The organism is Lentzea sp. NPDC051213, from assembly GCF_044455585.1.
Classification (GTDB): domain Bacteria; phylum Actinomycetota; class Actinomycetes; order Mycobacteriales; family Pseudonocardiaceae; genus Lentzea.
Genome location: NZ_JBITEX010000002.1, coordinates 1236730 through 1256838, shown reverse-complemented (window position 1 = coordinate 1256838; position 20109 = coordinate 1236730). Strand labels below are relative to the sequence as shown.

Genomic DNA, 20109 nt, shown 5'->3' with positions numbered 1-20109 from the left:
CCTAGGCGTGGCCGGTGAGAAGCAGCAGTTCAACATCTACCTCCCCGCCGAGCTGGTCAGACGGGTCAAGCACGCCTCGGTGGACGCGAACGTGTCGCTGTCGGCGTTCGTGGAACAAGCGCTCGAGAGCTACCTGCGCGAACTCGGCGAGGGAGAACAGCGATGAGGATCGTGCCGATTCGCTACACCGCCGACATCGCCGCGGCGAGGCGGTTCTACCTGGCGCTGGGACTGTCGTCCGGCGCGGAGTCACGCCCAGGCGCGTGGGCCGAACTGCCTGCCGCGTCCGGGATGCTGGCGTTGCACACCGCGGCCGATGAGACGCCGGGGACGTGCGAGCTGGCGTTCGAGACCGAGGAACCACTGGAGGACGTGGCCGCGCGGCTGCGGGAGGCGGGGTTCGAGCCCGGTCCCGTGCTCGACGAGAACCACGGGCAGTCCCTGCGCGTGCGTGATCCGGACGGCGTGTGGGTGCAGATCAACCTGCTGGACCGGGAGCTGTACACATGACGCAGCCGCGGACCCACGCGATGACGCTGGCCATCGGCATCGTCGCGCTGGAGTTCGCGGCCGCGGTCTCCACGTTCGTCTCGTCCACTCTGCTGCCCGCGATCGTGCGCGATCTGTCCGCACGCGACGCGGTCGAACTGCTGATCGCGGGCTCGACGCTCGGCCTGTTCGTAGCCCTTCCGCTCGCGACGCGCGTGGTGCGCCGGATCGGGTCACGCGGCACGCTCGCCGCCGGCATGGTCGCGTACGTGGCGGGCACCGCCGCCTCGGCGGTTTCCGGGACCGCGTGGGTGTTCGCGGGCGGTCAGTTCGTGTCCGGTTGCGCGAGTGGGCTGCTGGCGGTTTTCGGTATCAGCGCGGCGATCCAGCACCTCGACGACCAGTGGCGGATGCGCGTGATCGCCGCGTCGTCCGCGATGTGGATCCTGCCCGCGCTTGTCGGTCCGGCCGCGACGCTGGCGCTCGAACACCTCGTCGGGTGGCGGTGGACGTTGCTGGTGCCGGTACCCGTGGTGTTCGCCGGGCGGGTGCTGATCCTGCGGGCGGCGGGCAGCGAACGGCCTTCGGACGGTGCGGAACGGCCGTTGTGGCGCACCTTGCTCGTGCCGCTGGGCGTGAGCGGCGTGGTGCTGAGCGACTGGTGGCCGTTCGCGGTTGGAGGTGTGGCGCTTGCTCTGGTCGGCGTTGCGTCGATCATGCCCGCGGGCACGCTGACGGCGCGCAGGGGTGCTCCGGCAGCGTTGGTGGCGATGACGTTGTTCGCGGCCGGGTACTTCGGCGCGGACGGCCTGATCACCGTGCTGCTGACCGACGGGTACGGCGCGAGCATGGCGCGGGCGGCGGTCGTGCTGAGCGCGGCACCGTTGGCGTGGGCGGTGACCAGCCTCGCGGTGCCCCGGTTGAAACGCATCGGGAAGGAGCCACCGCCCGCGGCCGGGCTCACGCTCACGGCCGTCGCGGTGGGCGCACTTGCTTGGGGCGCACCGGTTTTCGCGGTGGCGCTGGTGGCGTGGACGCTCGGCGGGGTCGGGGTGGGATTGGCCTATCCGTGTCTCTACCTGAGGTCCACGACCGGGGCCGAGTTCGGGGCGACCGAGCTGGCGGCGGCGGTGATCACGGCGGAGGCGTTCGGCGGGTTGCTCGGGCGGGCGGTGGGTGGCGCGATCGTGTCGGTGGGTGATCTCGGGGCGGCGTACTGGATGTTCGCAGGGTTTCTCGGGCTGGGTGCGGCGCTGGCGGTGCGGTCGAAGCCACTACTTGTCCCACAGCGGTAAAGCCCTAACGGCGCAGCGACCACGCGGCGATCTCAGTCCTGCTGTGCAGCCCCAACTTGGCCAGCACGCTGCGAACATGCGTCTCAACGGTCCGTTCGGACAACACCAGACGGCTCGCGATCTGGCGGTTGGTGAGCGCCTGCGCGATCAGCTCCACGACCTCGGACTCCCGCGGTGACAACGGATCCGCGGTCCGCTCCTCGGCGGAGATGCGCCGCAGCAGTTGGTCCGCGCCGGCCAGCCGGACCGGGAGGCCCAGCGCGCGGAACTCCGCCGCCGCCTGGGTGGCCAGGGTCCGGGCGGCCGGAAGATCGCCCTCGGCGATGAGGGCCTGCGCGAGTCCGAGCCTGCTCAGCGCGAGGAACGGGCGGGCGCCGATGCGGGCGTTCATCTCGATGGCCGTGCGGTAGTGGCTCGCGGCCACGGCGGTCCGGCCGCAGGTCATCGAGAGGTCGCCGAGCAGGTGGGGTGTGGCGGCGCTGCAGAACACCGCGCCGGACCCGTCCGCGAAGAAGTCCGGTTCCAATGTGGACAGTCTGCTGTAGACCAGGCCGGCGGTCTCGGTGTCGTCGAGCAGGCAGGCGACCACCCCGATCTGGCTGACCAGCGGAGCCCACATCGGCCCGATCTCGACGGTGGCGGGCATCGCCCGGAACTCCTCGAACGTGGCACGGGCCTGGTCGAGGTCGCCGCGCAGGGCGTGCAGGAACGGCACGTAGACGCGGGCCAGCGGCATGTCGTGGATGTGGTCCAGCACCTCGAACGCCTCCGCTGCCGCGCTCGCGTCGATGGTGCCGGCGAGCTGTGCGAGCCAGTGTTCGAACGCGTAGTACATGCCTTTTGCCGCGGTGGCACCGATTCGTTCAGCCAGCACGCGGGCGGTCTCGTTGTGCTCACGTGCGGCGTCCAGCCTGCCGACCAGTGCCGTCCTGCTGGCCCGCAGCCGGTGCAGGTGCCACCAGGCGACGGCGTGCTGCCGTGCCGTGGCGAACTGTTCGATCAGGCCCAGCTCGCGGTCGACGGCGGCGAGGTCGCCCACCTGGAACGCCGCGTCGACCAGCCACACGTGGCCCCACAGCGAAGCATGCGGCTGGCGGGCGGTCTCGGCCAGCGTCACGGCCCGGTTGGCCAGCACCACCCGCTCGGCACGGAACTGCGGAGCGCTCAGCGACAGGTGGCGGGCGTGGATGCCGTCGAGCTCGGCGTCCGGGTCGCCGCTGTCCGTGGCGAGGTCCAGCGCGGTGGCGGACAGTTCGCGGGCTAGCTCGCAGGACCCCGTGGCGGTCGCCGCCATCGCGCGGCGGGCGAGCAGGCGTGCTTGCAGGCCTGTCGCTTCGGGAGGCAGGAACCGCAGCGCCGTCGTGCACAGCTGGTCCACCGCGGTGAGCAGCGACGGGTCGCCGAGGCCGGTGATCACCAGCGCGGCGTCGGCGATCAGCTCGGGAGCTCCCGCTTCCTGCGCCAGCAGGGACGCCGCGCGGCAGTGGCCGAGGCTGGCGTCGACCTCTCCGACCAGGAATTCGGCCCTGGCCAGGTCGACCATGAGCGCGGCGCGGTCGCGAGCGGGAGCGTGCTCGGCGGAGTCGAGAGCGAGGGCGGCGAACCGGACCGCGTCGTCGTAGGCGAGGCCGGCGGTGGCCGCGTGTGCGGCGACGGTGGCCCAGCGGGTGCACTCGGCGGCGTCACCGGCACGGCTCCAGTGGGTGGCGACGCGTCCGGGGGCACTTCCGCCGGCGGCGAGGGCCAGTGCGCACCGGCGGTGCAGGTCGGCGCGGGTGGACGGGGCCAGCTCCTGGTAGATCGCGTCCCGGACGAGGGCGTGCGTGAACGCCATGGCGCCGTCGCTGACCTGCAGCACCCGTTCGGCGACGGCCTCGTCGAGCAGCGCGGCGGGCTCCTCCGCGGTGACGACCGCGAGAAGAGCGGGTTCGATCCGCTCCCCCAGCACGCTCGCCGCGCCGAGCACGTCCCGCGCGCGGCCGCTCAGCCGGTCCAACCTGGACAGCACCAGCCTGTGCAGCTCCGGGTGGCCCGCGACCTCCCCGTTGTCGGTGAGGCGGTCCAGCAGCATCCGCACGTAGAGCGGGTTGCCGCCGGTTCCGTCGGTGAGCCGCGCCGCCAGTTCCTCGGGATCGGCCACGGTCGTGACGCGACGCACCCAGCCCGCGACGTCCTCGCGGGTCAGACCGCCGAGCCGGACCACGCGGGTGGCCGGGGCGCGCATCAGGTCGGGCAGCACGCCGGCCAGCGCGCCGCCGTCGTCGCGGTAGGTGGCGATGACGAGGATCCGCGCGGTGCCGAGCTCACCGGCGAGGTGGGCGAGCAGCCGCAACGACGTCCGGTCCGCCCAGTGCATGTCCTCCAGCACGACCAGAAGTCCTCGTGGCGCCGCCTCGGCGACCACCGCGTCGGCGGCGTCGGCGACCATGGCGAACCGCGCCGTCGCCGAGGCGTCCGCATCGCCCGGCTCGAAGTGCGCGTCGGCGAACACGCGGGTCAGCGCGGCAAGATCGCGGGCGAGCCGGCGCCACGGCCACAGCGGCGGCATGCCGGGGTCGTCGACCGCCTGACCTCGGGCGACCGGGATGCCGTAGTCGGCCGCCATGGCCGTGGCGGCGGCCGCCAGCCGCGTCTTGCCGATGCCCGCGTCGCCACCGACCAGCACCAGCCTGCCCGCGCCACCGGCCGCCGCCACGAGCCCCGCGCGCAGTTCGGCGAGCTCGCGGTCGCGTCCGACGATCGGCACGTCCACCTCCGGAGTATCGCCGACCGGTGGCGGTTCAGTACCGAACTCCGTACTGGCACTGATCCGCGCCGCGCCCGCCCGGCCAAGACTCGGCAGCGACACCACAACCGCACGAGCAGAGGAGGACCGACGTGTACGCGCAGCTCACCTACTTCGACCGGCCACGCGGCCCGGAACAGCTGGCCGCCGCCGACTACGCGGTCCAGCAGCGGATCATGCCCGCGACCGTGTCCGTGCCGGGCAACATCAGGACCTACGTGCTGCGGCGCACCGACGGCTCGGAGGTCGTCGTGTCGCTCGCCGAATCCGAACAGGCGCTCATCGACACCCAGAAGGCGATCATGACCACCTCATTGCTGCCCGGCGAGAACCCGGCACTGCTGCCGGGCGCCGACCGGGTCGAGATCTACCCCGTCCACGAGGTCTTCGAGCACACCGGAGCGTCGTCATGACCGCCACCAGGACGCTGGCCGCCGGCGTGTGGCGGGCCGACCTCACGCGCAGCAGCGCGTCGTTCCAGGTCAGCAACATGTGGAGGGTCGCGCACGGGACCGTGCCCGTCACCGGCGGAACCGTCGAGATCGGCGCGGACGGCGCGCTGCTGGCCGTGCACGGCACCCTGGACCTGAGCTCCATCGACACCGGGATCGCCAAGCGCGACAAGGACCTGCGCAAGCCGAGCCTGCTCGACCTCGACAGCCATCCCACGATGACGTTCACCGCCACGTCGGCCTCACCCGCCGACCGCGGCTGGCTCGTCACCGGCACCCTCACCGCGAGGGGCACCTCCACCGAACTGAGCGGCGCCGCCGAACTGTCCACTGTGGAGGGTAACGAGGCGGTGCTGACCGCGACCGCCAGGCTGGACCGCAGGACGCTGGGCATCCGCGCACCCAAGTTCATGATCGGCCACTACGTCGACATCACGGTCACCGCGGTGATCCAGGCATCGTAGCGGGGCAGCAACCTCGCACAGCACAAAGCAACTCGCTCTCCCGGGCCGTCGGGGTCGACCATGCAGTTGGGTCGCCCCGACGGCCCATCTGCACACCGACAGCACTTCAGTTTACTTCAGCTGAGATGAACTAGGCTATCCTGGCTATGCGCTGAATTTGGGCTGAAGGACGTGGTGACGTGATTGCTGCCGAGAACCCCGCGCTGCTGCTCGCGCGGCGGCTGCGGTCGATGCGCAAACAGGGCTGGCCGGGCAAGCGCATCACTCAGGAGCAACTGGCCGAGGCGTTCGACGTCAGCGTTCCGCTGATCTCCTCATGGGAGCGGTCGAGGGAGCCCGTGTTGCCCCCTCAGCATCGCCTCGATGCCTACGCCACCTTCTTCGCCACGGTCCGTTCTGTTGAACGGCGACCGTTCCGGCTCCTCGCTCACCTGACCGACGAAGAACAGGCAGCCAGAGACTCGTTGGTCACCGAGCTCACCGAACTGCGGTCCATGGCGTTGGAGGGAATGCCGGCCGAAGCCGCGCCCCCGTTCGCCGACGACCTGTGGCGGTTCCCGCCCAACGAGGACATCACGATCGTTTGCTCCGAACTGCCGAGGCGGCTGCTCGAGCCGCTCCCGTTCACCGACCCCGAAGATCCTGACTTCGTCGAGCTGTACCGCTTGTCCGACCTCGACTCGTTGCTCGAACTGCACGGGCACATCCGTGCGGCCAATCCCGGCAGCAACGTCCACGTGCGCGCAGGATCATCGTGCCTCGCGTCCGATGTGTACACGAGCCACCTGGTGTTGCTGGGCGGTGTCGACTGGAACCACGTCACCGCCGAGGTGATGCATCGCATCGACCTGCCCATCCGGCAACAATCAAGGGCCGAGGAATCACATACGGGCGCATTCGAAGTCGTTGTCGACGAAAATCGCACTACGTTCCGGCCGATATTGCGTGACTCGGGGAACCGACAGGTTCTCGAGGAAGACATCGCACACTTCTACCGGTCACATAACCCGTTCAACAGGAAACGCACCGTCACCATCTGCAACGGCGTGTACCCCCGCGGAACCCTTGGCGCCGTACGCGCGCTGACGGACGCCCGGTTCCGCGATCGCAACAACGCCTACTTGCGAAGCCGATTCGCCGGCTACCACACGTTCAGCCTCATCAGCCGTGTCCACGTCCTGCTCGGATCGGTCGTCACGCCTGACTGGACCACTCCCGAGTTCCGACTGCACGAATGGCCAGTGGAACCCACATGACCGCAACTGCTCAGATCCGGTCCCCGCACCACCATGGCTCACACCGAAACCTGCTGTACTCCGCTCCGCAGAACTCTCCACGGGCCGATGTGGACGCGATCATCGTGCCGACCGCCCGCCATCCTCAGGCACTGACAGAAGCGATCCGCCTGGCTGCACAGCTCGACTGCGTCCTGGTCACGCTGTGCAGCCAGCGCTCGTCAGCCGACGCCGTTGTCCGACTCGCCACTCAGGCGGACGTGGAACTGCTCGCCATCGACGTCGACGACCTTCCCACTGGGCTGCTGCCCGACTTCAGGACGAACTACCTGCCGAACACGAGGCTCGGACTGCGCAGGGACACCAGCCTGAAACGAAATCTCGGGCTGCTCATCGCCTGGGTCGCCGGCTGGCAGCGGATCGTCTTCCTCGACGACGACATCGAGATACCGGAGCCGCTTGATCTGTGTCGGGCCGCAGCACTCTCCGGTTGGCACGCCGGAGTCGGCCTGAACATATCGGGATACCCCGACAACTCCGTCGTTTGCCACGCCTATCGCCAAGCCGGCGGAGCGCAGGACGTCTTCGTCGGGGGCGGTGCTCTCGCCGTCCACACCGGCTCGACGTCCTCGTTCTTCCCCAACATCTACAACGAGGACTGGTTCTTCCTGCTCAGTGGCGAGAAGTTGCGCTCCACGGCTGTCATCGGCACCGCACTCCAGAAGCCGTACGACCCGTTCGCCCGCGACCTCCGCGCCCGGATGGAGGAGTTCGGCGACATCCTCGCGGAAGGACTGTTCTGGCTCCTCGACGAAGGACGAACGCTCCGAGACGCTGATGCCGCCTACTGGCTTCAGTACCTGGCCAGGCGGCAGAGGTTCATCGAGGAAACCATGGACATGGTCCGTCGCATGGCAGCCGCCTCCGAACTGGAAGCGAGGATGCTCAGTTCGTTGAAGGCCGCACGGGGACGATGCCAGTACATCCAGCCTGAATGGTGCGAAGAATATGTGCGCGCCTGGCGAGCAGATCGACGAACCTGGCAGCAGCACCTCGAGAGGTTCCAGCCGCGCCGGAAACAGAACCGCTGCGCAGGCGACCTCGACAAGGTCATCGCCCATCTGGGCCTGGCTCTGCACCCTCACCGCAGGTTGATGCCCGAACCGCCGGGCAATACGGCAATTGGCCGCACATTACTTATTCCACCCGCCCAATAAACCCCCACGTTCACCTCATCGGTGGCTTGTTCGTTTTGCGATCCATTCGCTACTATTCTCGGTTCTCGCTTCAGTCGAACAGCGGCCGGATTTCGGGTGAAATGCGTGTTCCTGCGGGCGACAACTGCGCCATGAGCCTGCCAGCACCGTAAGTTGAGATCGGTTGGCGACAGATGCGCGCGGGGGGAGGGTGGCGTGGTCGACGAGGAGTCCACCAGTGCCAACGAGATGTCAGGTCTCGCAGGAGCAGTGGTTCAAGCGGGCTCGATCACCGGAAGCGTTCACCTGCACCAGTCGAATTTGTCGTTCTCAGCACCGCACGAACTACCTCCCGACGTGCACGCGTTCACCGATCGGGCAGAGCAGCTCGACCAGATGGACCTGCTCCTCGCCTCCGCGGAGAGCAGCACTTCGACGGCCGCGGTGGTCATCTCCGCAGTGTCCGGAACAGCGGGAGTCGGCAAGACCGCGTTCGCGATCCATTGGGCGCATCGAGTGAGCAGTCGGTTCGCGGATGGTCAGCTGTACGTCAACCTTCGCGGTTTTGGGCCGTACCAACCAGTCTCCGCGGGAGAAGCCTTGGCCGGCTTTCTGCGGTCCTTGGGGGAACGGAACGACGAGATACCCCACGACGTCGAGGAACGCGGGTCCAGGTTTCGCAGTCTGGTAGCGGGTAAGCGGATGCTGATCGTCCTCGACAACGCAGCCACAACCGAACAGGTCAGACCACTGCTACCGGGTACGTCCTCCTGCGTCGTCCTCGTCACCAGCCGCGATGTGCTCCAGGGACTGGTGTCCCGGCACGGCGCGCGGCGCGTGAACCTCGATCTTCTGCCGGTGGGGCAAGCGATCGCGTTGCTGCGGATGCTGATCGGTTTCCGGGTGGACGACGAGCCTGAGGCCGCGATGACACTCGTGCACGAGTGCGGCCGGCTTCCGTTGGCACTGCGGATAGCGGCCGACCTGGCGGTGATGAACCCGGACGTGACCCTCGCGGAGTTGGCTCACGACCTCGAAGACGAGCAGACCAGGCTCGCTGCCCTCGACGCGGGAGACGATCCGATCACGGCTGTGCGCGCCGTCTTCTCCTGGTCGTACCGGAGTCTTCCACCGGACGAGGCGCGGGCGTTCCGGTTGCTCGGCCTGCACCCCGGACGTGACTTCGAGCCAACGAGCGCTGGAGTGCTCGTGGGAATCGGATCAGCGAAAGCCCGACGGCTTCTCGATTCGCTGGTTCGTGCTCATCTCGCTGAACGCACTCGCAGCGGGCGCTACCAGATGCACGACCTGATCCGAGTCTATGCAGCCGACCTCGCGAGGAGCGAGGAGCCGGCGATCGAACAGGAGACAGCTCTCCGACGGCTGTTCGACTTCTTCCTCGCCACGGCATCAGTCGCGATGGACATCCTCTACCCGCAGGAACGTGATCGCCGTCCGCGAGTGCCGACAGCCGGTAGCGCCCACCTCGTCGATGACAGGCAGGCAGCGCGCTGGCTGGACGACGAACGGACAGCGCTCCTCGCAATGGCCGCGCACACGTCGCACAGCAATTGGGCGATCTTCACAATTGCGTTGTCCGCGACGATCTATCGGTTCATGGACAGCCACAGCTACTTCGACGACGCGGTCACGTTGCACACCGCCGCTGTGGCGGCAGGCCACAACCGCCAGGACCCAGTGGCTGTGGGGAGGGCGCTGCACAACCTCGGGAGCATCTATCAACGACTCGGGCGCTACCAGGAGGCGCTTGCGCATCTGGGACAGTCACTCCAGGCGACGAGGCAGGTGGGGCAGCCGATGGTCGAAGCGTTCGCGCTCAGCGACCTCGGCTTCGTCCTGATGTTGTTGGGACGGCAAGACGAATCCCTCGTGAACTTCTCGGCGGCACTGCGGTTGTTCGAGCAGGAGCGTGACGTGACCGGCCAAGGCCAGGTGCTGAACAACATCGGCATGTTGCTGGTTCGTCAGGACCGCTGCGACGAGGCCCTCGATCACATGCAACAAGCATTGGTGCTGTTTCGCCAGACTGGTGATGGACCGCGGAAGGGATATGCCCTCAACGACGTCGGTGTCGTCCTGCAACGGCTCGGCCGGTACACCGAAGCGCTAAGTCATCACGACGAAGCACTCGTTCTGGCACGCGAAACCGGAGATCGTGCGCTGGAAGCCGCCGCGCTCAACGGGCTCGGCAACACGAACCGCCTCCTGACGCACATGGAACCTGTACTCGACCTTCACCAGGAGGCGCACCTGATCGCCCAGCAGATCGGCGATCGTCACGAGGAAGCGCAGGCTCACGAGGGGTTCGCCAGCGCATACGAGAACCTGGGCGACCGCGACCGCGCCCGCGATCACTGGCGGGCCGCTCACCTCATCTACGCAGATCTGGGCTCGCCGGAGGCGGACCAAATCAGTCTGCGATTGACCAACTCGGGCGGTTGACGACGGCCGTCCGCCGGCCGCCGCCCACCGCGGCGGCCGGCGGACCTTCATCAGGTGGTCACCACTCCCCCGACGATCGGCAGCACGACCTTGCTCACACCGAGCGACACGTTCAGCGCGATGCCGTTCGCGCCGGAGTCAGGCCCGATGTAGCCGCTGTGGTTGGTCACGATCACGATGCCGATGCGGTGCCCGGCGGGGATCAGCGCGTCCCTGGCGTGCATCCGCCAGCTGACGTCCGCGGTCTCGTCGGTGGGCAACGGCGTCGAGGACTCCAGCGACAGGCGGTTCTTGGCATCGATGGCGCCTCGGGTCAGCATGGTCGCGGAGACCGCCTGCACGGAGACGTCCGGCGGGCGGGCGCACCCGGTGCGGGCCCGCAGGTCGGCTCGGGTGCAGGTCTCGGTGGAGAGCTGGAGCGGCGTGCGGTCGGTGAGCACCGCCTGGGTGCTCGGGCCGTAGTCCACCAGCAGTGCGGTGAGCGGGGTCGAGGGCCGGTTCGAGGCGACCTGGACGGTGAGGCGGACCTCGCCTGACAGGCGGGCCGCCTCGGTGAGCGGCGGCGTCACGTAGACGAGCCGGCGCGGGTCGGCCTGTTCGGGGTTGGCCATCATGATCGACTCGCTGAGGTTCGCGTTGTCCGACAGGCGTTGCGTCTCACCCGTGCTCGGCGTGATGGTCAGCGAACCCGCGAAACCGCCGGCGGCCGGGCCGAAGTACAGGGTCGTGTCCTTGGTACCCGGCTGCGGCCAGGCGGCGTGCTGTTCCCAGCTGCCGTCCGGTCGCTGGACGTCGGCCATGGGCTCGTCCATGATCCCGTTGTCGGCGCCCTTGAGCCAGTGATCCATCCACAGGCCCATCACGCGCTGCCACTCGGCCTGGCGGAACGAGACGGGGTCCAGGTGACCGCCGCGGTGCAGCCAGATCTTGCGCGGCACGTTGTTGTCGGCGAGGTTCTGCCACCAGCGGCCGAACTGCGACGGCTTGACGTTCCAGTCCGCCTGGCCGTGCACGACGAAGACCGACGCGGACACGTTCTGCGCCGACGGGCGGTAGTCGCGTTCTTTCCAGAACGACGTGTAGTCGTAGCTCTCGTCGCCGTCCTCGCGGGCCAGCCGGTCCATCACCGGCTGGCACTTCGCCTTCTGCGCGGCGCTCACGACGTAGTTGGCCAGGTAGGTCGGGTAGTCCTTGGTGTGACCGCGGTAGCCGATGCCCTGGTCACGGGAGTACTCGTACCAGCTGGAGATCGCCGCGATCGGCACGATCGTCTTGACGCCGGGGATGTTGGCCGCGGCGGCGGCGTTGGGCAGCGTGCCGTTGTAGGACACGCCCAGCATGCCGACGTTGCCGGTGCTCCAGTCGGCGGTGGCGGGGCTGCCGTCGGCGTAGAACGCCTTCGCACGGCCGTTGAGCCAGTCCACCACCGCGCGGACACTCGCGGTGTCCTCAGGGCCACCGGTGGTCGGGCAGCCCGTCGAGCGGGACGTGCCCTGCATCTCCACTTCCACCACGGCGTATCCGCGTGGCACGAAGTACTCGTCGTACCAGCGCTTGAAGCCGCGCGGCACGTTCGTCGCCATCTCGGCGCCCAGCCCGTAGTAGGGGCTGGCCTCCATCACGACGGGGACTTTCCCGGCCGCGTCCGGACGCATGACGTCCGCGGCGATCCGGTCGAGCTTGCCGTCCGCGTCACTGTCCGTTGTGGACTCGACGTACACCGTCTCGGTGACCGCGGCAGGGGCGGCCTCGGCGGTGGGTGTGGCTATCGTTCCGGCGGCCAGCAGGACGGCCGCGACGAACCTTCGCATGAGATCCTCCGTTTGGAGGGCCCGGGTGAAGCAGCAGGGGGTACAGCGAACCGGGCCCTACAAGTGGATCTCACCGATCCGGCGGCGATGCCGGTACGGCCGAAGGATCTGAATGGTTACCGGTTTCAGGCGGCGACCAGTTCTTTCTCGCGGTCGGGCGTCTTGACCTTCTTGTTCGGCAGCGACAACCGGAAGACCTTGCGCCATGCCGAGAAGACCTGCTTGGGCAGCGGACCGGTGACGTACTCGAGCTCGTACTTCTCGAACAGCGCCCGCACCTTCACCGCGACCTCGGCGTACCGGTTGCTCGGCAGGTCCGGGAAGAGGTGGTGCTCGATCTGGTGCGACAGGTTGCCGGTCATGAAGTGCATGGCCTTGCTGCCGCTGATGTTCGCCGAGCCCATCATCTGGCGCAGGTACCACTGGCCGCGCGTCTCGCCCTTGATCGAGCGGCGCTCGAAGGTCTGCACGCCCTCGGGGAAGTGGCCGCACATGATCACCGAGTGCGTCCACAGGTTGCGGACCAGGTTCGCGGTGAACGTGGCCGCGAGCGTCGTCAGGAACGACGGGCCGGACAGCAGCGGGTGGATCACGTAGTCCTTGAGCACCTGCTTGCGGATCTTGCGGCCCACGGCCTTGGCCCGCGCGCGGAACTCGGGGTTCTTGCGGCGGCGCTTGTGCAGGTTCTTGCCGAGCTCCAGGTCGTACGCGGCGATGCCGTACTCGAAGAAGCAGGCGTTGATGAAGTTCCACAGCGGCTGGCCCAGGTACATCGGGTGCCACTTCTGGTCCTCGTCCACGCGCATGATGCCGTAGCCGAGGTCGTTGTCCTTGCCGATCACGTTGGTGTACGTGTGGTGCAGCTCGTTGTGCGAGTGCTTCCACTGGTCGGCCGGCGAGACGTGGTCCCAGTCCCAGGTGGTGGAGTGGATCTTCGGGTCACGCATCCAGTCCCACTGACCGTGCAGGATGTTGTGGCCGATCTCCATGTTGTCCATGATCTTCGCGACGGACAGACCGGCGGTGCCGATCAGCCACGCCGGCGGGAAGATCGAGAACAGCAGGATGCCCCGGCTGACCAGCTCGAGCTTGCGCTGCGCCGAGATGACCTTGCGGATGTAGGCCGCGTCCTTCTCGCCACGGCTCGCGATGATCTCGTCGCGGATCGCGTCGAGTTCGCGGCCGAGCTCCTCGATCTGCGCGGCGGACAGGTGCGCGGTGGGGTCGATGGCGGTCAATGAAGCTCCTAGCGTTCGATCTCGCAGGGGCCCGCCGCGGCGGACACACAGGTCTGGATGAGGACGCCGGCTTCGGCCTCGGTGATCTCGCCGGTGCGGAGGTCGCGGACCGCGCCCGCCTTGAGCGGCGTGACGCAGCCGAAGCAGATGCCCATGCGGCACCCGGACGGCATCAGCACGCCGGCCTCTTCGCCCACGTTCAGCAACGGGGTCGCGCCGTCGGCCTCGACTGTCTTGTCCGTGGTGGTGAACGTGACCGTGCCACCGTCGCCGGTGACGATCACGGTGGGCCGGAAACGTTCGGTGTGCAGGCGGTCGGCGATGCCGTGACTCGCCCAGTGCACCTCGGCGGCGTCGAGCAGGCCCGCCGGGCCGCAGGCCCAGGTCTCGCGCTCGGCCCAGTCGGGCACGAGCTCCTCGAGACGGGCGAGGTCCAGCATGCCGTCGGTGTCGGTGTGCAGCTCGACCAGGCGCAGTGCCTCGTCGGCCGCGAGGTCGTGCAGGTCGTTGCGGAAGATCACGTCTTCCTGGCGGGGCGCGGAGTGGATCATGACCACGTCGTCGAGCTGCGCGTCGCGCAACATGCCCATCGCGGGCGTGATGCCGCTGCCTGCCGTCAGGTAGAGCACCTTGGCCGGCTTGACCGCGGGCAGCACGAAGTCACCGGTGGCCTGGTCGAGCTGGATCATCGTGCCCGGCTTCGCCTTGCGGACCAGGTGGTTGCTCACCTTGCCGTCCGGGATGGCCTTCACGGTGATCGTGATGCGGCCGTCGGCGCGGTTCGTCGGCGAGGTCACCGAGTAGGCGCGCCACAGGCGCACACCGTCGACGTCGATGCCGATCCGGATGTACTGGCCGGCGACGTGACCGCGCCAGGACTTGCCCGGCTTGATCACGATGGTCGCGGCGTCATCTGTCTCGGGGTGCACGGCCTCGATGCGGCCGCGCAGGTCGGCGCCCGCACGCAGCGGGCTGACCAGGTCGAGGTAGTCGGACGGCAGCAGCGGCGTCGTGACCATCTCCAGCAGTTTCCACGCCCTGCTGCGGAGGGCGGCACTCGTCATGACTCCAGCTTGATGCGCCTCAGGGCGTAAAGTCCTGTACCTACGACGTGAATTTGTCCGGCCAGATTGTTCGCAGGGAACAAAACGTGACACATGCAATGCGGAGAGCCACCGAACTGGCGCTGGATGAGACCACGGTCACCGCGCTGCGAGTGGCGTTGAAGGAGACCGCCGACGAGGTCGTCGAGGCGATCATCGACGAGGTGCCGAGCTACGCCAATGCACTGACCGGCCGGATGGGCGGCACGATTCGCCGCGCGGTGCGCACGGCGCTCGGACACTACCTCGACCTCGCGGGCGGCACCACCACCGGTGGCGACGCCGGTGACGCGGCCTACGAGCTCGGGCGCGGCGAGGTGCGGGACGGCCGTTCGATGGACGCACTGCTCAGCGCCTACCGGGTCGGCGCGCGGGTGGCGTGGCGCGGGCTGGCCGCGGGCGCGGTGTCGGCGGGCCTGCCGGCGGAGGAGGTGGCGAAGTTCGCCGAGCTGACCTTCGCCTACATCGACGAGCTGTCCGCGGCCAGTGCCGCCGGGCACGCCGACGAGCTCGCCGCGCGGGGCCTCGCCCACGAGCGTCACCTGGAGCAGCTCGCCCGTGACCTGCTCGCGGGCGCGGGGATCGAGGTGCTGCTGGCCGACGCGAACCGGGCGGGGTGGCCGACGCCCGGCACGCTGACCGCGGTCCTGCTGCCGGCCGCGCAGACCCGTCCGGCGTACCGGGCGCTCGACCCCGGCGCGCTGGTGCTGGACGACCTGCCGGACGCCACCGGGGTGTTGCTGGTGTCCGACGCGGACCGCGCCCACCTGCTGCGGCAGCTGACAGGCCGTTCGGCTGTCGTCGGCCCGGCACGGCCGTGGGCGCGTGCGTCCGCCTCGTACGCACGCGCCGTACGCGCGCGTGCGCTCTCCCCTGACATCCGCGACACCGAGGACCACCTGACCGAACTGGTGCTCAGCGCCGATCCCGACGCGTACGCGGATCTGCGTGCTCGCGCGCTCGCACCGTTGCGGACGGTCGCAGACAGCTCCGCTCGACGGCTCGAAGAGACGCTACGGGCGTGGCTGCTGCACCAGGGCAGGCGAGAAGACGTGGCGGCGGCGTTGTTCGTGCATCCGCAGACCGTCCGCTACCGGATGGGGCAGCTGCGCGACCTGTTCCCCGATCTCGGTTCGCCGCAACGGGTTCTCGAACTGACGCTGGCGCTGGGACTTCCCGGCCAGGACCGCTGAGTCAGGCGCCGATCGGCTTGCGCACCTCGGCGGCCTTCGCGGCGCCGTACTTCGTGACCAGCGCCTGCTCGACCAGCTGCTCGACGGTCACGTTCTTCTGCTTCGCGACCGCGGCCAGCGCGGTGTCGGTGAGGGCGAGCACCGGCTCGAGGTCCAGCTTCCACCTGCCGTCCTCGCGCAGGAACCGGAACTTGTACGGCGCCTTCTCGCCCTTGACGAGCACCTCGGCCGACGCGACGTCGCCGTCGACCGCGACCGCTCCGAGCTCGATGCCGCCGGTGTTCTGCGCGTTGACCAGGCCCTTGTTGAAGGCGGCCGTCACCAGGTCCTTCGGGGACGCGGAACGCAAGGTCGCGGCATCGAGGTCGCCGCGCATCGCGTAGGCGATGACCCGCCTGCTCACCGGCACGTCCGCGAGCTCCTGCTCGGTCGCGGTGAGCGCGAGCTTTCTGACGTCGTCGTAGACCTTCAGGAACGTGCTCGCCACCACCGTGACGGCGGTCGCGCCGTCCTTGGCCACCGCGGCCGTCGTGTACGCGGCCAGGGCTTCACGGACGGCCGGCGACTCGTCGGCCGACTTCGGGGCGGAGGTGGGAGGGGTGGACGGCGTCAGGGTGCACGCGGTCGCGAGCAGGCAGAGGGTCGCCACGAGGAGTCGCTTCACGCGGAGAGCCTAGTAGCGCTCTGTTGTGCGCAAACATTGCGCACTTTTGCGCGATCGCACACCTGAGGCTGCACAAAGTGCGCGATGATGTTCGATGTGAACCGATACGAGCGGCTCAACACGTTGCTGGAGATCCTCGGCGTGCGCGGCAAGATCGAGGTCGACGGCATCGCCGAGGAGCTGCAGGTCTCCGGCGCCACCATCCGCCGCGACCTGGACCACCTCGCCGAGCAGCAGCTGCTCACCAGGACCAGGGGCGGCGCGGTGGCGCACGCAGTCGCGTACGACCTGCCGTTGCGCTACAAGACCGTCCGCCACGCGGACCAGAAGCAGCGCATCGGCAAGGCCGCCGCCGACCTGGTCGACCCCACCGCCGTGGTCGGGCTGAACGGCGGCACCACGACCACCGAGGTCGCCAGGGCGCTCGCGACGCGCGCGGACGTCGCGCGCACTGACGCCGACACCGCGATCACCGTGGTCACGAACGCGCTGAACATCGCGAACGAACTCGCCGTGCGGCCCCAGGTGAAGCTGGTCGTGACCGGTGGCGTGGTGCGGTCGCAGTCCTACGAGCTGATGAGCCCGCTGGCGGAGAAGATCCTCGCGGAGCTGAGCCTCGACATCACCGTGCTCGGCGTGGACGCGATCGACCCCGACGCGGGTGCCTCCGCGCACCACGAGGGCGAGGCCGCGATCAACCGGCTGCTGGCCGACCGGGCGAAGACCGTGGTCGTGGTGGCCGACTCGTCCAAGATCGGCGCCAGGGCGTTCGCCGCGATCTGCCCGATCGGCGTGATCGACGTCCTCGTCACCGACACCGAGGCCGGCGACGAGGACGTCCGCCGCTTCACCGAACGAGGTGTCCGGGTCATCCAGGTCTAAGTCAGGTCACGCAACGCGGTCATTCCCGCAACGGGCCTATCCACTGGCCGCCGTTGATCTCGCTCAGCGCCCGCAACCGCAGGTACCGCCCGGACTTCGCGGTGAACCGCACGACCTTCTCGGCCTTGTCGGCGGCGAAGGACCCGGTCGCCATTCTGCGTACTGCATCGATCACCAGAGCTAGCCGAGCGCCAGCACCTTGTGCATCCGGTACTGCGCGCGATACAGCTCGACGGCCTCGGCGTAGGCAGCGGACGGGTCACGGCCGAGCAGCTTGAGGGCGTGCCCCATCTCCTCCAGCGTGATCGCCTCGCCGAACGGGCTGTCCGCACGCCGCATCAGCTCCAGCGACCGCTGGTAGAGCCCGAGCGATTCGTCCTCGCGCCCCTGCACCGCCCGGAGGTGGCCCAGGTTGCCGAGGTTCTCCGCCTCGCCGATCAGGTCGTCGTGTTCCTGGAACAACGTGATCGCGCGCAGGATGTGGGTGTCGTCGGTCGAGCCGAGCTGCACCGAGAACCAGCCGACGGCGGTGTGGGCGAGGGCGAGCCAGAGGTCGTTGCCCGCCTGTTCGTACGCCTTGAGGCCGCGCTCGGCCAGCTTCAGGGCTTTCGCGTAGTCGCCGCGGTGGGCGGCGACGCGGGCTATCGAGAACTCGGTGTGGGTGACGTTGATGCCGTCCGCGTGCTCCATCGCCCGGTCGAGGTGCTCGGACGCGGCTTCGGTGTCGCCGAGTTGGGAGTGCGCGATGGCCAAGGCCCGGTGGCCCAGGTGTCTGGCCTGGCGGTCGTCGAGGCGTTCGGCGGCTTGGAGGCCTTCGGTCCACGCGGCGCGGGCGTCGAGCAGGAGGCCACGCCACGAGTGGTAGCCGTCCTGGACCCACGCCAGCCGCCACACGTCCTCGTCCCAGCCCAGTTCGGCCGCCAGCTGCTGGGTGGCCCGCAGGCAGTCGTGCTCGGCGGCGAACCAGGCCAGCGGGTCGGCGGGGGCCGGGCGCGGGGTGATGTCGATCGGCAGGCGGTAGCGCTGCAGGTGCCGGTCAGCCGCGAACGCCGTGCCGAGGTAGTGGTCGACGAGCCTGCGGTGGGCGTCGGGTCTCGCGGGCTGTTCGGCCGCGTGGATGCGGACCAGGTCGTGCATCCGGTAGCGGCCGGGACGGTGCTGCTCGACGAGGTGGGCGTCTTCGAGGCGGCGCAGGTCGGTGCGGACGTCACGTCCGGCCATGGCTCTGACGGTCTCGACGCCCACGTCCGGGCCGGGCGCTCGGCCGAGGAGGGCGAAGACCTCGGTGGCGTTGGGGTCCAGGGCGCGCAGGGACCAGGAGAAGACCGCGCGGAGGTTCGCGGTCAGGTCGCCGCCGTCCAGGGCTCCCAGGCGGTCTTCGCGTAGTTCGCGGACCAGGTCGGGGACGGCTTGGGCTCGGGCGGCGGCGATGCCCAGGGCTAGTGGGAGGCCGCCGCACAGGTCGGCTACCTCGTCCCAGTGGGTGCTGGGGTCTGGGTCGGGGTGGGCCGTGCGTGGGCGGTGGGCGACGTGGCGGCCGGGCTTCCCACCGAGGTCGGCTGTGGGTGCGCGGCGGGCGCCAGCCTCCCCGCCGAGGTCGGCCGTGGGTGCGCGGCGGGCGCCAGCCTCCCCGCCAAGATCTGCCCCGACCACACGGCGACCGCCGCCGAGGTGCGCCCGCAGCACCCGCCGAGCATCCTCCGCCCCCAACGCGGCCAACGGCACCGCCCGAGCACCGTGCCCACTGACCAACCCGTGCAACCGATTCCGACTGGTCACCAACACAGTCGCCGACGCCCCAGGCAACAACGGCACGACCTGGGCAGCGTCACGAGCGTTGTCCAGCACCACGAGCAGCTGCTTGCCAGCCGTGATCGTCCGGTACAAAGCCACCTGCTCATCCGTAGAAGCCGGCGGCTCCGCCACCCCAAGAGCGACCAGAAACCCGCGCAGCACCACCTCGAACGACACCGGAGCCCGAGCCGGATCGAAGCCGCGCAGGTCGGCGTACAACGAGCCATCCTGGAACCGGCCACGATGCGCCCAGCACAGCGCGAGCCACGTCTTGCCCACCCCGCCTGGCCCGCTGATCACCGAGATCCGGCCAGCAGAAATCCGCGCGAGGTCGGACTCCCGTGCGACGAACGCAAGGGGCCGCGCGGGAAGTTGCTGAGGCCCGAGGACCTCCACATGACGTTGGCACAGCAACGGTCCCGGCTCCACACCCAGCTCGTCGAGCAGCACCTGCCGGGTCCGCCGGTAGTGCTCCAACGCGTCGGCCGTGCGCCCGGCGCGGTGCAGCGCCACCAGGTACTGGGCGGCGAGCCGCTCGTCCAACGGCCGTTCCGCACACCGCGCGGCCAGGCCCACGAGGTCGATCGGGGTACCAGCGCGCAATGCCGAGTCGACCAGTTCCAGCTCGGCCGCCTCGCGTTCGCGGTACAGGGTCGCGCGCATCGACGTGAACCACGGCGAGTCGAGCTCCGCGAACGGCTCCCCTCGCCACAGGGCCAAAGCCTCTTCGAAGCGTCCCGCAGCCACTAGCGATCGAAACTCAATAACATCCACAGTGGACGGTGACACGAGATATCCGGCGGGCGTGCGCACCAACGGCACCCCGGCCGATCTCAGCCGGGACAGGTAGCTGAACAGGGTGCGCCGCGCCGTTCGCGGCACGTCGGGTCCCCACACGCGTTCGGCCAGCCGGTCGACGGGCACGGGCGTGTCCAGCAGCACTGCCGCGAGCACCGCGCGCTGCCGCAGCGGACCGAGGTCCACCCCAGCCTCAACGGGTCCGAGCAGCACGAACTCCACGCCACAACATTCGCACATCCTGCGA

General features: G+C 69.1%; 17 protein-coding genes. 10 read left to right on the top strand and 7 right to left on the bottom strand.

The window, feature by feature from the left end; genetic code table 11:
- Nucleotides 1–7: 7 nt before the first annotated feature.
- From ACIA8G_RS12470 to ACIA8G_RS12460, 3 genes are read left to right on the top strand one after another with little or no spacing between them, the layout of a single operon-like run.
- Nucleotides 8–166 (top strand): CopG family transcriptional regulator, encoded by a 159-nt coding sequence (locus ACIA8G_RS12470; protein WP_396418479.1) that lies wholly within the window; start codon nucleotides 8–10, stop codon nucleotides 164–166.
- Entirely contained in the window at nucleotides 163–510 is a 348-nt protein-coding gene (locus ACIA8G_RS12465; RefSeq protein WP_396418478.1) for a VOC family protein, read from the top strand. The genes ACIA8G_RS12470 and ACIA8G_RS12465 overlap by 4 nt, the downstream gene beginning before the upstream one ends.
- Complete coding sequence (locus ACIA8G_RS12460) at nucleotides 507–1784, top strand: MFS transporter (protein WP_396418477.1); 1278 nt, start codon at nucleotides 507–509, stop codon at nucleotides 1782–1784. Before ACIA8G_RS12465 ends, ACIA8G_RS12460 begins: the two co-directional genes overlap by 4 nt.
- A gap of 4 nt (nucleotides 1785–1788) precedes the next feature.
- Here the strand turns inward: ACIA8G_RS12460 and ACIA8G_RS12455 are convergent, their stop codons facing one another.
- Nucleotides 1789–4530 (bottom strand): ATP-binding protein, encoded by a 2742-nt coding sequence (locus ACIA8G_RS12455; protein ID WP_396418476.1) that lies wholly within the window; start codon nucleotides 4528–4530, stop codon nucleotides 1789–1791.
- 131 nt (nucleotides 4531–4661) lie between these two features.
- Here ACIA8G_RS12455 and ACIA8G_RS12450 point away from each other — a divergent pair, with 131 nt between their 5' ends.
- The 5 genes from ACIA8G_RS12450 to ACIA8G_RS12430 all read left to right on the top strand — a co-directional run bounded on the left by ACIA8G_RS12450 (nucleotide 4662) and on the right by ACIA8G_RS12430 (nucleotide 10379).
- Nucleotides 4662–4982, top strand: a complete 321-nt coding sequence (locus ACIA8G_RS12450; RefSeq protein WP_396418475.1) for a hypothetical protein — start codon at nucleotides 4662–4664, stop codon at nucleotides 4980–4982.
- Entirely contained in the window at nucleotides 4979–5485 is a 507-nt protein-coding gene (locus ACIA8G_RS12445; protein ID WP_396418474.1) for a YceI family protein, read from the top strand. The genes ACIA8G_RS12450 and ACIA8G_RS12445 overlap by 4 nt, the downstream gene beginning before the upstream one ends.
- Before the next feature lie 179 nt (nucleotides 5486–5664).
- Complete coding sequence (locus tag ACIA8G_RS12440; protein WP_396418473.1) at nucleotides 5665–6741, top strand: helix-turn-helix domain-containing protein; 1077 nt, start codon at nucleotides 5665–5667, stop codon at nucleotides 6739–6741.
- A gap of 89 nt (nucleotides 6742–6830) precedes the next feature.
- Nucleotides 6831–7937: a hypothetical protein gene (locus tag ACIA8G_RS12435; RefSeq protein WP_396418472.1), complete on the top strand. Its 1107-nt coding sequence runs from the start codon at nucleotides 6831–6833 to the stop codon at nucleotides 7935–7937.
- Nucleotides 7938–8132: 195 nt separating this feature from the next.
- Nucleotides 8133–10379, top strand: a complete 2247-nt coding sequence (locus tag ACIA8G_RS12430; protein WP_396418471.1) for an ATP-binding protein — start codon at nucleotides 8133–8135, stop codon at nucleotides 10377–10379.
- Between the two features lie 50 nt (nucleotides 10380–10429).
- Here ACIA8G_RS12430 and ACIA8G_RS12425 read toward each other — a convergent pair whose 3' ends face one another.
- The 3 genes from ACIA8G_RS12425 to ACIA8G_RS12415 form a co-directional block, all read right to left on the bottom strand.
- On the bottom strand, nucleotides 10430–12190 hold the full coding sequence (locus ACIA8G_RS12425) for a CocE/NonD family hydrolase (protein ID WP_396418470.1): 1761 nt from the start codon (nucleotides 12188–12190) through the stop codon (nucleotides 10430–10432).
- A 125-nt stretch (nucleotides 12191–12315) separates the two neighbouring features.
- A complete protein-coding gene (locus tag ACIA8G_RS12420) occupies nucleotides 12316–13428 on the bottom strand; it encodes a fatty acid desaturase family protein (RefSeq protein ID WP_396418469.1) in 1113 nt (370 codons plus the stop codon).
- A gap of 8 nt (nucleotides 13429–13436) precedes the next feature.
- Nucleotides 13437–14492, bottom strand: coding sequence for a ferredoxin reductase (locus tag ACIA8G_RS12415; RefSeq protein ID WP_396418468.1), 1056 nt, complete (start codon nucleotides 14490–14492; stop codon nucleotides 13437–13439).
- A gap of 98 nt (nucleotides 14493–14590) precedes the next feature.
- Here ACIA8G_RS12415 and ACIA8G_RS12410 point away from each other — a divergent pair, with 98 nt between their 5' ends.
- Entirely contained in the window at nucleotides 14591–15724 is a 1134-nt protein-coding gene (locus tag ACIA8G_RS12410; RefSeq protein WP_396418467.1) for a helix-turn-helix domain-containing protein, read from the top strand.
- A 1-nt stretch (nucleotide 15725) separates the two neighbouring features.
- Here ACIA8G_RS12410 and ACIA8G_RS12405 read toward each other — a convergent pair whose 3' ends face one another.
- The gene (locus ACIA8G_RS12405; protein WP_396418466.1) at nucleotides 15726–16388 is read right to left on the bottom strand and encodes a hypothetical protein; all 663 of its coding nucleotides are present in this window, start codon (nucleotides 16386–16388) and stop codon (nucleotides 15726–15728) included.
- A gap of 96 nt (nucleotides 16389–16484) precedes the next feature.
- Between ACIA8G_RS12405 and ACIA8G_RS12400 the strand changes: the two genes are divergently transcribed.
- On the top strand, nucleotides 16485–17270 hold the full coding sequence (locus tag ACIA8G_RS12400) for a DeoR/GlpR family DNA-binding transcription regulator (protein ID WP_396418465.1): 786 nt from the start codon (nucleotides 16485–16487) through the stop codon (nucleotides 17268–17270).
- A gap of 19 nt (nucleotides 17271–17289) precedes the next feature.
- Here the strand turns inward: ACIA8G_RS12400 and ACIA8G_RS12395 are convergent, their stop codons facing one another.
- A complete protein-coding gene (locus tag ACIA8G_RS12395) occupies nucleotides 17290–17424 on the bottom strand; it encodes a hypothetical protein (protein WP_396418464.1) in 135 nt (44 codons plus the stop codon).
- Between the two features lie 26 nt (nucleotides 17425–17450).
- The gene (locus tag ACIA8G_RS12390) at nucleotides 17451–20084 is read right to left on the bottom strand and encodes a BTAD domain-containing putative transcriptional regulator (protein ID WP_396418463.1); all 2634 of its coding nucleotides are present in this window, start codon (nucleotides 20082–20084) and stop codon (nucleotides 17451–17453) included.
- Nucleotides 20085–20109: the final 25 nt, after the last annotated feature.